Source organism: Rhizobium sp. YJ-22 (assembly GCF_029601685.1).
Lineage (GTDB): Bacteria > Pseudomonadota > Alphaproteobacteria > Rhizobiales > Rhizobiaceae > Metarhizobium.
Window position 1 is genome coordinate 317,383 of record NZ_JARRIR010000004.1, and the last position, 13,094, is coordinate 330,476.

The 13,094-nt window shown below is 59.0% G+C and carries 21 protein-coding genes and 1 pseudogene; 7 read left to right on the forward strand and 15 right to left on the reverse strand.

Features of this window, described 5'->3' with window-relative positions; genetic code table 11:
• Window positions 1-135: 135 nt before the first annotated feature.
• From P7F60_RS12105 to P7F60_RS12175, 15 genes and pseudogenes are all read right to left on the reverse strand, one after another.
• On the reverse strand, window positions 136-363 hold the full coding sequence (locus P7F60_RS12105; RefSeq protein WP_277917976.1) for a hypothetical protein: 228 nt from the start codon (window positions 361-363) through the stop codon (window positions 136-138).
• Window positions 360-515, reverse strand: coding sequence for a hypothetical protein (locus P7F60_RS12110; RefSeq protein ID WP_277917977.1), 156 nt, complete (start codon window positions 513-515; stop codon window positions 360-362). Before P7F60_RS12110 ends, P7F60_RS12105 begins: the two co-directional genes overlap by 4 nt.
• Window positions 516-790: 275 nt before the next feature.
• Window positions 791-1,108, reverse strand: a complete 318-nt coding sequence (locus P7F60_RS12115) for a DUF3307 domain-containing protein (protein WP_277917978.1) — start codon at window positions 1,106-1,108, stop codon at window positions 791-793.
• A gap of 1,168 nt (window positions 1,109-2,276) precedes the next feature.
• Window positions 2,277-2,891 (reverse strand): DUF6362 family protein, encoded by a 615-nt coding sequence (locus P7F60_RS12120; protein ID WP_277917979.1) that lies wholly within the window; start codon window positions 2,889-2,891, stop codon window positions 2,277-2,279.
• The gene (locus P7F60_RS12125) at window positions 2,888-3,316 is read right to left on the reverse strand and encodes a hypothetical protein (protein ID WP_277917980.1); all 429 of its coding nucleotides are present in this window, start codon (window positions 3,314-3,316) and stop codon (window positions 2,888-2,890) included. The genes P7F60_RS12120 and P7F60_RS12125 overlap by 4 nt, the downstream gene beginning before the upstream one ends.
• Window positions 3,313-4,218 carry a ribonuclease H gene (locus P7F60_RS12130; protein ID WP_277917981.1) on the reverse strand — a complete coding sequence of 302 codons (906 nt, stop codon included), beginning with the start codon at window positions 4,216-4,218 and terminating at the stop codon, window positions 3,313-3,315. The genes P7F60_RS12125 and P7F60_RS12130 overlap by 4 nt, the downstream gene beginning before the upstream one ends.
• Window positions 4,215-4,646, reverse strand: a complete 432-nt coding sequence (locus P7F60_RS12135; protein ID WP_277917982.1) for a hypothetical protein — start codon at window positions 4,644-4,646, stop codon at window positions 4,215-4,217. The genes P7F60_RS12130 and P7F60_RS12135 overlap by 4 nt, the downstream gene beginning before the upstream one ends.
• Window positions 4,643-4,840, reverse strand: coding sequence for a hypothetical protein (locus P7F60_RS12140; RefSeq protein ID WP_277917983.1), 198 nt, complete (start codon window positions 4,838-4,840; stop codon window positions 4,643-4,645). Before P7F60_RS12140 ends, P7F60_RS12135 begins: the two co-directional genes overlap by 4 nt.
• Window positions 4,840-4,989, reverse strand: a pseudogene (locus P7F60_RS12145) (ClpX C4-type zinc finger protein); the annotation flags it as partial. The gene P7F60_RS12140 and the pseudogene P7F60_RS12145, both read right to left, overlap by 1 nt.
• A gap of 149 nt (window positions 4,990-5,138) precedes the next feature.
• Window positions 5,139-5,660 carry a hypothetical protein gene (locus tag P7F60_RS12150; protein ID WP_277917984.1) on the reverse strand — a complete coding sequence of 174 codons (522 nt, stop codon included), beginning with the start codon at window positions 5,658-5,660 and terminating at the stop codon, window positions 5,139-5,141.
• Complete coding sequence (locus tag P7F60_RS12155; RefSeq protein ID WP_277917985.1) at window positions 5,657-6,085, reverse strand: hypothetical protein; 429 nt, start codon at window positions 6,083-6,085, stop codon at window positions 5,657-5,659. Before P7F60_RS12155 ends, P7F60_RS12150 begins: the two co-directional genes overlap by 4 nt.
• Window positions 6,082-6,552 carry a hypothetical protein gene (locus P7F60_RS12160; RefSeq protein WP_277917986.1) on the reverse strand — a complete coding sequence of 157 codons (471 nt, stop codon included), beginning with the start codon at window positions 6,550-6,552 and terminating at the stop codon, window positions 6,082-6,084. Before P7F60_RS12160 ends, P7F60_RS12155 begins: the two co-directional genes overlap by 4 nt.
• 38 nt (window positions 6,553-6,590) lie before the next feature.
• Entirely contained in the window at window positions 6,591-6,869 is a 279-nt protein-coding gene (locus P7F60_RS12165; RefSeq protein ID WP_277917987.1) for a DUF6074 family protein, read from the reverse strand.
• On the reverse strand, window positions 6,866-7,750 hold the full coding sequence (locus tag P7F60_RS12170; protein WP_277917988.1) for a helix-turn-helix domain-containing protein: 885 nt from the start codon (window positions 7,748-7,750) through the stop codon (window positions 6,866-6,868). The genes P7F60_RS12165 and P7F60_RS12170 overlap by 4 nt, the downstream gene beginning before the upstream one ends.
• Window positions 7,747-8,118 (reverse strand): hypothetical protein, encoded by a 372-nt coding sequence (locus P7F60_RS12175; protein WP_277917989.1) that lies wholly within the window; start codon window positions 8,116-8,118, stop codon window positions 7,747-7,749. The genes P7F60_RS12170 and P7F60_RS12175 overlap by 4 nt, the downstream gene beginning before the upstream one ends.
• On the opposite strand from P7F60_RS12175, the gene P7F60_RS12180 reads away from it, so the two are divergent.
• The 7 genes from P7F60_RS12180 (at window position 8,117) to P7F60_RS12210 (ending at window position 13,062) form a co-directional block, all read left to right on the forward strand.
• Window positions 8,117-8,848, forward strand: coding sequence for a helix-turn-helix transcriptional regulator (locus tag P7F60_RS12180; protein ID WP_277917990.1), 732 nt, complete (start codon window positions 8,117-8,119; stop codon window positions 8,846-8,848). The genes P7F60_RS12175 and P7F60_RS12180 overlap by 2 nt on opposite strands.
• 72 nt (window positions 8,849-8,920) lie before the next feature.
• Window positions 8,921-9,964 carry a ParB N-terminal domain-containing protein gene (locus P7F60_RS12185; RefSeq protein ID WP_277917991.1) on the forward strand — a complete coding sequence of 348 codons (1,044 nt, stop codon included), beginning with the start codon at window positions 8,921-8,923 and terminating at the stop codon, window positions 9,962-9,964.
• Entirely contained in the window at window positions 9,961-10,440 is a 480-nt protein-coding gene (locus P7F60_RS12190) for a hypothetical protein (RefSeq protein ID WP_277917992.1), read from the forward strand. Before P7F60_RS12185 ends, P7F60_RS12190 begins: the two co-directional genes overlap by 4 nt.
• Entirely contained in the window at window positions 10,437-10,910 is a 474-nt protein-coding gene (locus P7F60_RS12195) for a hypothetical protein (RefSeq protein WP_277917993.1), read from the forward strand. The genes P7F60_RS12190 and P7F60_RS12195 overlap by 4 nt, the downstream gene beginning before the upstream one ends.
• A 50-nt stretch (window positions 10,911-10,960) precedes the next feature.
• Window positions 10,961-11,626, forward strand: a complete 666-nt coding sequence (locus P7F60_RS12200; RefSeq protein ID WP_277917994.1) for a hypothetical protein — start codon at window positions 10,961-10,963, stop codon at window positions 11,624-11,626.
• Between the two features lie 160 nt (window positions 11,627-11,786).
• Window positions 11,787-11,957 carry a hypothetical protein gene (locus P7F60_RS12205; protein ID WP_277917995.1) on the forward strand — a complete coding sequence of 57 codons (171 nt, stop codon included), beginning with the start codon at window positions 11,787-11,789 and terminating at the stop codon, window positions 11,955-11,957.
• Entirely contained in the window at window positions 11,932-13,062 is a 1,131-nt protein-coding gene (locus P7F60_RS12210) for a tyrosine-type recombinase/integrase (RefSeq protein WP_277917996.1), read from the forward strand. The genes P7F60_RS12205 and P7F60_RS12210 overlap by 26 nt, the downstream gene beginning before the upstream one ends.
• Window positions 13,063-13,094: the final 32 nt, after the last annotated feature.

Below are 13,094 nucleotides of genomic sequence, written 5' to 3' on the forward strand. Positions count from 1 at the left end.
CCGGTCTGCCCACTTGCGCGCTGTCTTGCATGAGGGAAATGCATCCCCGGGCGACCCAGCGCTGTCGTCTACCGACACGAGTGAAAGCCTTGTTTTCCTGTCACCGGGTTAGGCAGGGCGAAAGGTTGGCCCCCCCTACAGAAAACTGAACTTGACCCGCGAGCCGTTGACCGAATAGTGCCAGGTGGCAATCTCGGAGAGGCTGGGATCGGCGCCCTCATCCATTACGAGATAGCGGACGCGAGAAAGCATGAAGCCCATGCGCTTGGCCAACTGCTTCGCCGAAACACCTTCGTCCAGCGCGGCCTTCAACATGCCGTAGCGAACACGCTCGACGAACGGAACGAAGTGATCGAGCGTCATCCGTAGAAACTCCACCAGATCGCTGTCGCATAGGCTGCAATAGCCGCGAGCCCAATGAAGGCGGGCGGAATGAAGAACTCGTACTCCGGGAGATAGATGCGCTCGCCGTTATCTCCAGTGTAGATTTTGCCGCCGGTCTGCCGATAGAACATCTGGTCTCTCCGTCGCCCACTATTGTCCGCACCTGCGTGAAAAGCTGTGCTTCAGGAACTGAACAATCTCGGCAGGCATAATTGTCCCCGGTACTGGTCTGGTCCCATCGGCGTAGACGAAGTGACGAGCGCCGATGCGGTCGTTGAACATGTCGAATGTCTCGGTGACGGTGGCTACAAGCTCGCCGCTATGGTTACGAACCTCTGTTCCGGCCTCGACACGGTAAGTCGGCATCGCGTCTCTCGCTATTGTCTACCCGCCTACGTGGGAGGGGTTAGGCGGCGAGGAAGGCGATGTAGGCCGCCTTGCAGATCAGATGCAGCGCCTGGTCGGTGGCAAAGCTTGTCTTGCCCTTCACCTTGGCTTCATCGATCGCCGTATGTAGCGCCCATTCGATCAGGCCGAGCCAGACATTCCCTGTCACCAGGGCCACCGCGCCGCCGTGGATGCCGGCATGAGCAACGAGGTGGTAGGCGCGCAGCGGGCCTTTGAATTTGGCGGTGGCTAGGAATTCACCCTGAAGCGGATAATCAGCTACCCAATGGGCGGCGAGAAGCATCAGCGCCAGTGTGGCAACTGTGACGATATCCATTTCTCTCTCCGCTGAAACGATAATCCCGCCATGCACGGGGGCATAGGGCGGGGTGATAAAACGAGGTCAAAACCAAGCTTCTGTTATCGCTTGGTGATTTCGCTTAAGGCGATAAATCGTCACCTTTTACTGATAAATCACAACGGGCTTGGCGCATGCCCCGCATTTAACCAGCCTGCCCTATGTCCTCAGGGTGACGATGTGGCTGGCACCGCGTTGTGAATAGAGCAGGGCGATATAGGGTGCAGGCCCACCGCCTCGTGCCTTCCTGCACTGCAAGTGTCATGACGGGCCGGCGACCCTTGCCGGTTTCGTCCACAGCGTCCAAGAAGCATTCCTGCTCCCCGCTGCTTCACCCGTGCCGGCTGGCGGTAAGATCGTGATCCGGTGGCGTTCAGCCTGTGCCTGCGCTTCCTTCAGCGCCGCCGTCATGATTGGGGTCGGGAATATTGCCAGCGTTCGGAGAGGCGTCCCACTCCTGGTTTATGGCTACACCGCAAGGCCGCGAACCGGCGGGGCAGACGGCAATATGAACCAGCTTCCCGAACTTGACAGGAAGGAACGGCCAGGCACAAACCCCAACCTTCTCAGACTGGCTAAAGTCGCCTCGCCTGCCTTCCCGATAAGACCCCGCTGGCTGATTAACCTCCCAGCAGGGAGCAAGACTAAAGTCGTCCTGCCTCTTTCCTCGTTTGCCCTCGCTATTCAGCGGGGCGGATGGATGATGCGAGGCGGGGAGATCGGTGCGCACAAAGCCTAGGATTGCCTCAAGCATCCCTCTCCGCATATGAGGCTTGCTTCCCTCCTAAAGGAGCCGCCTCGCATTTCGTTGAGGCCATAGCCTCGAATTCTTTTGGGCCGATATTCCTCAACCGCGAGCGGGTGGGTACTGCTCGGTTTCGCGCCCCTCCAGCATCTCAGGGTCTTTCACCTACTCTGCTGGCACGCTCCGATAATCTCAGACCGGCACCTGTCGGAAGCGCGTCGTGCCGGAATTCCCGAAAAGGCTTCAACACCTGAAGCTTCATGGCTTCTCCTCGCGTGAGGGACCATCTTTTCGAATTGGTCCCGCAGGGATGGCTGAGGGCCTTGTCCCCGCGGGGGTGTGAACGCCGCTCCCGGAATTTCCGGTGTTCGAATTCTCTGACGAGAAGGGTCGCTAGCGGCTCTACCGCGCGGCCCGCTCCAGAAGCTGCCGGCGGCGTTCGTTTCGCCATTGGACATGCTCCAGCGTCTGAGCGCGAACACGTTCCTTCTGGCCGGTGACTTCCTCGTCTCGCCAATCAGTGGCGCAACTCTTTGAAGCTACCGTTATTGACGTGTCTTCTACGGCCATTTGCGTCAGCTCGTCAAAGCCCACTGTCAACCGGACGCGGCACTTTTGGTTGAGATTGTCCGCAATCCGTTGACAATGCGCCTGTATTCGACGTTCGAAACTGCTTCGCGAGATGCCGATTTTCTTCAAATAGGCGTCGAGATAGATGCCCTTGCGGGTTTTTATGAAGGCATAGTCGTAAACGAGCTTGCGGGCGTCCTCGTCCAGGTACTCGTTAATCCAGTCCCAGACGGCGTACATGCGGCTGATCGCGCCTGCAGTCGGGACATGCCTCGCTTTGGCTCTCTCAGCCCCGTAGGCGTCCATCATGCTCTGAACCACCTCCGACATCGATCCGAGGCGCATACGCGGCCCTAGAGCCGCTGGTGACGATCTGAGCGTCAATGCCGCCTCGATGATATGGGCGCGAACTTGCTCATAGGTCCATTCCGCGAATGCTACCGTCATGCTGCTTCTCCTATCTCGGGCCAGAGGCCGAACCGCATCGTCAGCGCCACCAGCATTGCATCGCTGGTTGCCACGCCGCTTTTCATGGCACGGGCGCTACGTCGCAGCGCGCCCATGTTGATCGCGTTGAAATCGTCGACCAGGGAAGGCCGGCGGATCAGCTCGGGATTGCTGATGATAAGCCGGGAGACCGCCTTCAGGACGTCGGCGTAAAGCTCCTTGGCGTTGTCGGGCGTGCCGGTGACGAGCATAAGCACGAGGCGCAGGTGGTCTTCGCCGTGACGCCGGCCAATCTCGCGGATCGTCGGTTTGCAAAAGCACTGCCGAGACCTGCGGCTGGTCGGACTGTGAAGCCGCCAGTCGAGCAGAGACACGCCGCATTCGCGGGCGACCTTGTGGATGTTTACGCCTTTCGACAAGGTCACCCCGCCATGATCGAGCGATATTCGGCATCGAGCGAATCCGCTTCACGCTGGTAATGCCTGACGCCATCGGCGCGGTCGATAACCTGCTGCCTGCCCTGCTCCGCCAGTTCGTCCGCGCGCTCGTTTCCGGCGATGCCGGCATGGCCCTTGACCCACCGTACAACGATATGCGCGCCGCTCGCGCCGGTAGGGTCTTCTTGCGCCCCGGTCGCCGCGGCCGAGGTCGTCAACGCCTCGTCGATGGCCTTCCACAGGTCGGCGTTCATGAGGATCCGGTTCTCGGGCTTCGCATCAGGCCCGCCACGCTGCCAGCCTTTCGCCTTCCAGCCGTGCCGCCACTCGTTTACGCCCTTCACGCAATACTGGCTGTCGCACCAGATGGTGATCCGCTTCGGCGCCGGCACCATACCGAGTTTCGCGGCCTTCTGGATTGCGTTCAAGAGCGCGGTCATTTCCATCTGATTGTTTGTTGCCGCTGGATCGCCGCCGAAGGCATGAGAGAATTCGATGCCGTCGATGTACAGCACCCACGCCCAACCGCCGACGCCGGGGTTCGGAACCGCCGCGCCGTCGCAGAAAATGTGAACGCCGGTCTTCACCGCTTCGGGATCGAACGAGGGGCGGCTTTTCAGTTGGTCGCCCTTCTTCGTTTTCTTCTTCGCCGGGCGGTCCTCTTTCGGCGCCCGATATTCGCGGACGCTCTTGGATTCGATGGCAGCCTGGATCAGGAGCAGCGTCGGCATCATGTCCGCGCCCTGCGGCGGGAACTTGATCCTGCTGCCGATGAGTTGCTGCGCGAAGAACGCCGCCGATCTCGCGGACGGATGACGATCCGGGGCAACGCCGCGCTTCTGGAGATAGTCCCTCAATGGGTAGAGCGATTCCGGGAAAACGAAGGTCACGCGCCCAACTCCTTCAGCCAACGAACGATGTCCATTTCCTTTTCGTGGCGCATCCGGTCGTGATCAATTTGCCGCTGCCTCGCCATCAGCATGCCGGTCTTCCGGGATTCAGAGACCGAGCGCAGAGCCGAAATGTTCGCTTCGGCCAGGTGGCGGCGATGGAAAAGCCGCTCGTGCTCGATGGTGAACTTTTCCTCGTCGGTCAGTTCGCCCGTCAACCAGCGCTTGGTGTCGGCGATCTGCTTTTTGACGTAGGCGACCCGGTCAAACCCGCCTACACTTTCGTGGTGACGCACATTGAAGCTCGGCATAGGAACCGCCTTACCGGAAGACAGCGCCATTTGAGCACCGGATCGAATAGCCCCCGGCCCCGCTGCGGCCGCACCGGCGAACAGACCAAGGAACCCTCTACGCTTTGTGAGCATCATTGATCTGTCTCCTTCCCAAGCGCCACGCGCACATGGCAGCCGCAAAGTCCCTTGTCGAAGCAGTCGCCGGCTGTCTGGTCTGACGGTTCACCGGCGGCCGGGCGCGGGCATGAAGTTTCGCGAATCGTACCCGTCAACAGGCGGATGCGGCGGCGGAGTTGCCAACGGGTTTTGAGGATGTTGAACAGGATCATGCTGCCCTCCCGCTTTCAACGACGATATCCATGCAAAGCCGGGTGCAGTCGTCGCAGATGAAGATACTCGCCGGGCCAGCAATCAGCTTTTTCACCTTGTGCAGGCTCGCGCCGCAGAACGAGCAAAAGAGCGTCGGCTGGTCCTTCAGCCGCTTTACCTCAGCTTCGGCCTGATCCGCGCGCGCGGCTTCTTTCGTGGCTCGGGCCTGCCAGAAGGAAGCGTGTTCCTTCTCGCACTGGTGCATGCGCTGTTCGGCCTCAAACAACGCCCGATAGCTTTTGAACGACAGACGCCAACTCATGCCACTTCCTTCCATTCAAGGAAGGACAAAGCGAGCTTGTCGCCGCGGGCGGCTTTCATGGTAGCGACTTCGCCAAGCATCGCGTCCTCAGGCTGGGCGATGAACAGCGGGGCGAACCGTCCGAGAAGCTGGAAGTCGTCGAGGCCCGAGAACGTGACTTCGAAGATGTGTTCCCGATATGCCGCCAGGCACTGAACGGCTTCATCCAGGTCGGAGAACTTCAGCTTCCGGGCGATGGACCGTGTCACCTCATTATTGTCCGGCCATCCGAGGCCAGAATCCCAGATTGCTTCCGCAATTTTCTCACCGAGCACCCACCTGACCATGGCCTCTACGCCTTGGCGAATTGCAAACCGTTTCGCCTCCGGGCTCAATTTGTCCAGAACCGGTTCTGCGATGGCCGCAAAGTCCCGCGGCCCCATGTCAGACGGTCGTTTGCCCTTCAGCATCTCAGCGTGGATTGAAGCCGCAACTTTTGCAGTCAGCTCGACCTCAGCAAGACGTGTGACGTTCTTCATTTCGAGGATCCTTCGGATTTGAAAATGTGCGGGAGGATCTCGTGGATTTCTTTCAGGGCCTTGGCGTAGACCCGGCGCCGGACCGGACGGGCCAGACGGTCAACCGCGAAATCGATCTGGTCGTCTGCCGAATGCCCGATCGCGAAAAATCGGTCTCTGAGGATGACGGCGTCGGCATTGGATTCGAGCGCAGCCACGATGCGATCACGGCTGAAGCGGAGACCACCGTCGGCGAGGTATGTCTTGGGCCTGACGGCTTCGACCATGTGAATGCTGAAGATGTCGGTCGCTCGAGCGTTATCCCAGCCCCCGCCCCGCGATACGAACCTCTCCAGCCATTCGCCCATGTCCGATCCTGGAAAGAAATACGACCCGTAGAAGGCAATCACCCACTGGCCGGGCTTGATGTCGATGAAGGGCGTCATAGCTGCCCCCGATGCGCATGCGCGCGTTCCATGCAGAGATAAAGCTCTGACTTCGGGGGAAATGGCGGGTGATCGTCGGCGGATGCCATTTCAGCATATGGCAGCAGGAAATCCGGCCACGGGGGCATTTCCTGATACTTAGTTCTGGTCTCCATGCCCATCGGAGACAAAGGCTCGTGCTTTTCTTCCGGCACAAGATGCCAAAGACGGAAACGAAGAACGTCGTGGAACTCTCGCGGCCATAGCAGGATAGGATCGCGGCCACGAAACAATGTGTCGAATATTTCGGCCCGGTCTGGGGCGTTAAGGTGCAAGTCTCTGAAAAGAGCACCAGCGGCTCTGGCCTTTTTCGTTCTGTAGTCGATAAACCCTGTCTTCGGCGAAACGGAGAGAAAGCTGTCCCAACCGTGAACCCGTGCTTGGAAGAACTCGTAGAACGCCCACGCGTCATCCTCGCTCTTGATCATCGTTCTTTCCCGGAGCGTGAAACCTCGAACAGTGACGGTCATGCTGCACCTTTGGGATTGTTGCCGGCTGGCGAGGCAGAAATCGATTGCCGCCGAATTTCAAATTCCACGGCCGCCCTGAAGCTTCGAAGCTGCGAGTGGATCTCCGGCTCGGCGAACCCGAGATCGGCCAAGCCTGCGCAAAGCCGGTTCAGTTCCGTCTTCCAATAAGCCTGCTGTTCCTTACCGGCCCTCCGCATCAGCACTTCCGCCACACGACGGACCTTGCCGACGCGGCGGTTCAGCGGAAACGGGATCATCTGGCATGTGTCGGTCATGATGCCCTCCGTTCGGATTCGCGCGCGCGCGCAGCGTCATACTCCAAGGTTTCATGGGCTCCGCCCAAACCCGCAAGGAGCGTTGCCCCTTGACCCGGTGCGCCGGCTTCGCCAGCGCCGTAACCATCCGGCACGGGGATCCGGTCGGGCACCGTCGGCGAAAACGGAATCGCTGTACCCGTGATTTGCTCTTGAGGATGGAGGGTCGAAGAGACGTCGGCGCCATTGTTTGGCGTAGAGATTTCGGCTGGGTTATATTCAATAAGTATGTCTGTAGCCCCACTTCCGGTCTCAGCCGGTTTGAATGCGGAAGTGGGACTTCCGGTCTTAACCGCCGTTGCGGTCAGAATTTGCCATTCGTCGAAGTCGCCGAGAGCGGGGATTTCGCTGGAAACAAGGACGTCCATTGGCGCGTAACGGCGACGGCGTTCATTGCCTCTTGCCCGCCCCCGGCCTTGTGCAGCTTTTGAGAGGTTCGAAGCGGCCTCGCCAGACGGAGCATCGGCCTGGGCTTCTGCCGCCAGCATGTCCTTGGCCCAATCGACCGACAGGTAATAGACTTTGCAGTTGCGGAAGTTCTTCCGCGGCGAAAGGGCGCGAATCCGTTCCTGCCGAGTTTTGGGCAAGTCGACGAACTTCGCAGGGAAGAGGGCCCCCATTTCCGCCAGATAGGCGATCAGGTCGTGAATGTTGCGGACGGAGCAGCCGCAAATCTTGGCGAGTTCCGACTGGCTGGACCAGCAAAACCGTGAAGACTGGTTTGCGGAGTGGACGAGATACCCCAGCAGGTCGCGGTGCATCTTGTGCTGTCGAAGTTTCGGGCACGCGTACATGCCGGCACGGAAGACATTCTTCCAGTTTGGTTGCGGGGCGGAGGTCATTCGGCGACCTCCGGGCGTTGATAACCGATTTCGGCCATCCACTTCATGAGACCCAAGGGCAACTGTTTACCCTCCGGCCAGTTGTCGGCGCACCACCGCATGACCTGGTCAAAGGTTCGCGCGGTGAAGCTGTTCTCAGGGTTAGCGAGCCGACTGAAAAAGTTCGGGTCGCTTTTGGCTCGGCGGGCAACCGTCGAGACGGCGCAGTCGCTCGCAGAAGCGAACGCGGCGGCGGTTTCAAGGAGGATTTTGCGGAGTTCGTTTTCCATGACGACGACAATGATATGGATTAATCCATTTTTTACAAGCGCATTGTATGGATAATTCACATTGGCCCACACACGAAAAATATGGATACTGCCACGCATGGACAATATTCTCGCCGACCGAATTCAGGAGCGCCTCAAGGCTCTCAACATGAACGTGACCCAGGCCGCCGTTAGATCGGGCTTAGGCAAAACTGCCGTTCGCGACATCATTGCAGGCAAATCGAAAAGCCCCACTGTGGCTACACTTGCCAGCTTGGCCGAAACGCTTCAATGCACAGTGTCCTATTTACTTGGCGATGCGAACCACCCTCTAGCGTTTCGACCGAGCGAAAATGAGATCCTCGACATCAGATTATCTGACATTACTAGCATTCTTAAAGTTGGGGTCTTTCAGAAACCTGCTAATGAACTGATTTCATACGGAAAAAACCTTCTCTACGGCCATCCAATCGCACCTGATCATTCTGTCGATTTGTACGAAATTGGCGATGACAGCATGAATGACGCAGGGTTTCTTAGAGGTGACGTGATTACAACTGCGATGCCGTACAACATCAAAGACTTCCAGGCCTACAAGAACCGATATGTCGTAGTTACCCGCATCGTTTCACCTCACGATCTTCATGAAACATCTTTGCGGGAGGTTGTGCTCGGTGAAGATGGGTTCATGTTGACGACCCGCCCTAAGAGCGGCAGCCCTGACATTATCGACCTTGAATTTGCCAGCCGATTTGAGAATGACCCTGCCGCGTACGTCGTTGCCCCCGGCGAAGTGATAGTCATCGAGGGATTTGTCATCAGAGTTGTCCGAGACATTCCATCGCTATGATTTATCCATAGGACACCTTGACGATGGATTTATCCATGGATATGTTTTCTCCACAAACTCGATGGAGTGAACATGAGCGCGATCCGGTTCCAACCCGCGGCATCTCCGACCATAGTCCCGCTTTCCGCCATTCAGACCAACGGTGGGACGCAACCTCGGGCGGCCTTCTCTGACGAAGTCGTTGCCGATTACGCGGCAGCGATGGCAGCCGGCGCTGAATTCCCCAAGATTGTCGTCTTCTTCGACGGCACTGAATATTGGCTGGCCGACGGATTCCACCGTCACGCCGCACTCGTGCGCAATGGCGTCACGGAAGTTGCTCCTGACATCCGCCAAGGAACCCGACGGGATGCGATCCTCTTCAGCGTCGGCGCAAACGCTTCACACGGCTTGCGCAGAACCAACGAGGACAAGCGCCGCGCTATAGCGACCCTTTTGCAGGATGCAGAGTGGTCGACATGGAGTGATCGAGCTATCGCGCGACGCTGCTCCGTTTCAGATTTCATGGTGCGGTCACTGCGAGAAAATCGCTGTGAGGAACGAACCTACGTCACCAAACACGGCACCACTGCCACCATGAACACGGCAGCCATTGGTTTGGCTACCAAACCGCTACCCGCGCAGGATTCGGTTCTGGGCGAAAAGGAAATGCAGCCTTTACCCACCCCGGTGCACAGTGAGCCGGGTGACATCGCACGAAATCCGTACCATGTCGAGGGTGATGAAGTTGGTACGAAATTCGTACCGACCTCCGATGACGAAATCACCGCCGCCGACCTCGAAAATGATCCTGGCTTTCAGAAGGCCGTGGACGCGCTGAACAACGCAAAGGCCCTTCAGGAAGCGATCGACGCGCTGCCGGCGGCAGAGCCTATGACGCCCGAGCGGGAAGCGAGGCTAGAGCGCGCCTTCGGCACCCGGGAGAACCGCGCCCACATCTCGCAGATCCTTCGCGCCGCCGAGTTGGTGCAGGAACTGCCTCCGCCGGCCGATATGGTCGCCGCGGTGCCATCGGCCCTCCACCACGCCGTCGATGTGCCGGCGCTTCTCAACGTTTCGCAATGGTTCGAGAACTTCGCACGCGCCTGGGAGCGCCGAAAAGGAGCATCCGCATGACAGCTTACTCCAACACCGTCAACAAGGCCGTGGAGACGGCACTTGCAGGCGACGGTTTCAACGCCCGCACCCTCGCGCCGACGGTTTACGACCGGATCAGCCGTGTCGATCGCAAGCGCACCAGCATCGCAACGATCACTCGAGACCTTCGCGAAGCAGCCAATGCCATGGCCAAGAACGCGATGAAGGCTCACGACGACAAGCAGTTCGGCTTCAGCTTCCTGCTGCTTCCCGGCGCCGTGGCGGTTGATGACGACGAGACCAAGGTCAAGCTGACGCTGTCCCTGTCCCGTGTCGAATACCGCAAAGCGATTGATGTCCGCCGCAAGCGCGAGCGATCGATGGGTGAAGTCGCCAGTGAGATGGAGTTGGCCGAAAAGGTCGCGGCACCCTATTGGGACCATCACCCTGACTGGACATTCGGCCAATGCATCGAGCAGGCCGAGAAGGATTCCGAGGCGGGAGAAGCGGCATGACCATCGAGGATCGAGCCCGCGAGGCGGCAAAGGAGATTTTCGATCGGTGCGTGGACGAGGATGTGACGAAACCCATCATCGACGAGATCCAGAAAACGCACATGCTGTCGAAAGGTGATCTTGCATGGGCGCGTGGGCAGATCGCCAGTGCGCGAACGGAAGCGTGCGCCGAGTTCGAAGAGCGCATCGTCGAAAGAGCATCCGTGATGCTGACCCAGGTAGAGACGATCGGTCGCAAGATCGCAGAAGCCGAAACTCTGCATCACCCGCTCCCATGGTCGAAGATGGACCTCATCCAGATGAGCGATCTCGTCGCTCTCAAGCTCGCCTCAGAACTCTGGGAAGAAAACACCAACAGCATTGCCTTCAAGAGCGAATTCACGGCCGCGCTTGTTGCCAAGGGCCAGCAAGCATTCGTCGATCGCATTGCCGAACTGAGCGTGGCGGGCAGCCCGCCTGGCAAAGCCTGATTTTTAGCCCGCGATAGACGGGCACCATCATCGAAACACGGAGAAGATCAATGAACAGACCGATTCAGTCTGCCGCCGAAGGCATGCCGAAAATCTCCCGTCGAACCGCATTGGCCTCGATAGCCGCCACCATCGCGGCGCCGGCGACCGCCAGCGAGACCAGTTCCGTTGCACTAGACGGTTTGCTGGCCCGACATCGCGAAGCTGTTGCTGTAGCTGATGCCGCCGGTGAGCGCGTCAGAGCGATCGAGGACGGACCGACGCTTAAGGTCCTTCCCGCCGTCCGCGTTCGCCTGGGCGATCTGCCGGTCTACGCCAAGTCCGAAGAAGCGATCGAGCGGCATTTCGCTTCCAAGGATCCCGGCCGGTTCATCTCGGAACAGAACCGCAAGCTTCCCAAGCACGTCGAAGCTCGCCGACGCTGGCAGCAGGAGCGATCGGCAAAGCTGTCCGAGTTCCGGAGGCTCACGGCCCAGGAGAAGGCGCTTGAGGACCAGTCCGGCCTCACAGCCGCAATGGCATCCGCGGAACGTGCCTTCGCGGCCATGTGGTCGATTGAGCAGCAAATCATCGTCTACGTGCCTGTGAGCCTCGCTGAGGCGGCACAGAAGGCAGAATGGTGCGTTGCTGCCTGGGGCTCATCGCTCCGCTATCACGCCGACGGCGAAAATGCTCTCCTGAACGCGTTAACCGCAATCGCAAGGGCAAAGCCATGACCACCAACGAAAAACTGCCGACAGCAGAATATCTGGAAGCACGCGAAGCATTCTTGGAGTTCGTCAGAGCACTGGCACGGTGGGCTGCTCGCAGGGATTTCGAGGAAATGTATGGGCCATCACGCCCTGTGGATAGCGGGGAAATCGGGGGAAAGCAGCCATGTCCACACCCGCGCTAATCCGAAAGCAAGACATGCAGCGCGCCGCCGAGGTCGCGAAATCCACCGGTTGTCGCATTGAAATCAAGGTCGGCGATGCGGTTTTTACCGTCATCCCCGATGCACCGGCCGGCAAGGAGCCCGGAATTGACTATTCCAGACCAAGCCTATGATGCTTCGGGCATGCCCCGGAAACAGTACCCCCACGTTCACAAACAGCAGACCCGCCACGGAAAGTGGGTCTTCTATTTTCGCATCGGCAAGGGGAAGCGCATCCGCCTTCCGAACCCGACCGATGCCACCTTCAAGGCCGCGTACATGGCCGCACTGACAGGCGGGAAGCCCCTGCCGGTCGAGAAGGTCTATGAAGGCACCCTGAAATGGCTATGGGACCGCTACACGACCGAGAGCGCGAAGTGGGCGGGATATAGTGCCGCCACGCAGAAACAGCAGCGGCTGATCATGCTGAAGGTGCTGGAGAAGAATGCGCGACATTCGCTGAACGCGTTCACGCAGGACGTCATCCAGGAAGGTGTGGACAAGCGGCACGAAACGCCCGCGGCCGCGGCGAACTTCCTGAAGACGATGAAGGGGATGTTTTCGTGGGGAAAGAAGATGCGCCTTGTGTCGGTCGATCCGACTATCGGCGTTGAACCGCCCAGCTACAAGACGGATGGATTCCCGCCGTGGACGGTCGAGGACGTCGTAGCATTCAGGACCGCGCACAAGGTTGGCACGGTGGAACGGTTGGCCATGGAGCTTATGCTACTCGCGGGCCTGCGCCGATCCGACGTTGTTGTCGTCGGCCGGCAACATATCAGCGGCCGGGTGCTGTCTATAGACACAGCAAAGACCGGCGCGCGGATCACGGTGGAGCTTTCTGACGAGTTGGTGAAGATGATCGAAGCAACGCCACGGAAGGGCCTTCACCTCGTCGAGAATGCCTTCGGGAAGGCCTTTACCAAGGAGAGCTTCGGCAACTGGTTCCGCATCAAATGCACGGAAGCGAACGTCACCAAGTCGGCGCATGGGCTTCGAAAACTCAGCGCAACACTGGCGGCAGAAGGCGGCGCGGCGACCCATCAACTACTCGCGCAATACGGCTGGACGAACATCGCAACAGCCGAAATCTACACCAAAGGCGTCGATAGAAAGCGTCTCGGGATCGAGGCAAGTCGCATCGTCGCGGACCAGATCGGGAACATAAAAATCCCTCACCCAAATCAAAGTGAGGGGAAAAATTCAGAAAATAAAGCAAAAACAAATACTAAGCGATAGGCCTGTGGGCTCTCATCGCCCACCATTTTCTC

Excerpts from the sequence above, each read along its gene's own strand:
- P7F60_RS12185 (WP_277917991.1), top strand. The coding sequence starts at position 8,921 with ATGAGCGCGATCCGGTTCCAACCCGCGGCATCTCCGACCATAGTCCCG.
- P7F60_RS12135 (WP_277917982.1), bottom strand. The coding sequence starts at position 4,646 with ATGATGCTCACAAAGCGTAGAGGGTTCCTTGGTCTGTTCGCCGGTGCG.
- P7F60_RS12110 (WP_277917977.1), bottom strand. The coding sequence starts at position 515 with ATGTTCTATCGGCAGACCGGCGGCAAAATCTACACTGGAGATAACGGC.
- P7F60_RS12190 (WP_277917992.1), top strand. The coding sequence starts at position 9,961 with ATGACAGCTTACTCCAACACCGTCAACAAGGCCGTGGAGACGGCACTT.
- P7F60_RS12140 (WP_277917983.1), bottom strand. The coding sequence starts at position 4,840 with ATGATCCTGTTCAACATCCTCAAAACCCGTTGGCAACTCCGCCGCCGC.
- P7F60_RS12200 (WP_277917994.1), top strand. The coding sequence starts at position 10,961 with ATGAACAGACCGATTCAGTCTGCCGCCGAAGGCATGCCGAAAATCTCC.
- P7F60_RS12105 (WP_277917976.1), bottom strand. The coding sequence starts at position 363 with ATGACGCTCGATCACTTCGTTCCGTTCGTCGAGCGTGTTCGCTACGGC.
- P7F60_RS12180 (WP_277917990.1), top strand. The coding sequence starts at position 8,117 with ATGGACAATATTCTCGCCGACCGAATTCAGGAGCGCCTCAAGGCTCTC.
- P7F60_RS12205 (WP_277917995.1), top strand. The coding sequence starts at position 11,787 with ATGTCCACACCCGCGCTAATCCGAAAGCAAGACATGCAGCGCGCCGCC.
- P7F60_RS12155 (WP_277917985.1), bottom strand. The coding sequence starts at position 6,085 with ATGACGCCCTTCATCGACATCAAGCCCGGCCAGTGGGTGATTGCCTTC.
- P7F60_RS12120 (WP_277917979.1), bottom strand. The coding sequence starts at position 2,891 with ATGACGGTAGCATTCGCGGAATGGACCTATGAGCAAGTTCGCGCCCAT.
- P7F60_RS12160 (WP_277917986.1), bottom strand. The coding sequence starts at position 6,552 with ATGATCAAGAGCGAGGATGACGCGTGGGCGTTCTACGAGTTCTTCCAA.
- P7F60_RS12115 (WP_277917978.1), bottom strand. The coding sequence starts at position 1,108 with ATGGATATCGTCACAGTTGCCACACTGGCGCTGATGCTTCTCGCCGCC.
- P7F60_RS12150 (WP_277917984.1), bottom strand. The coding sequence starts at position 5,660 with ATGAAGAACGTCACACGTCTTGCTGAGGTCGAGCTGACTGCAAAAGTT.
- P7F60_RS12170 (WP_277917988.1), bottom strand. The coding sequence starts at position 7,750 with ATGACCTCCGCCCCGCAACCAAACTGGAAGAATGTCTTCCGTGCCGGC.
- P7F60_RS12195 (WP_277917993.1), top strand. The coding sequence starts at position 10,437 with ATGACCATCGAGGATCGAGCCCGCGAGGCGGCAAAGGAGATTTTCGAT.
- P7F60_RS12165 (WP_277917987.1), bottom strand. The coding sequence starts at position 6,869 with ATGACCGACACATGCCAGATGATCCCGTTTCCGCTGAACCGCCGCGTC.
- P7F60_RS12175 (WP_277917989.1), bottom strand. The coding sequence starts at position 8,118 with ATGCGTGGCAGTATCCATATTTTTCGTGTGTGGGCCAATGTGAATTAT.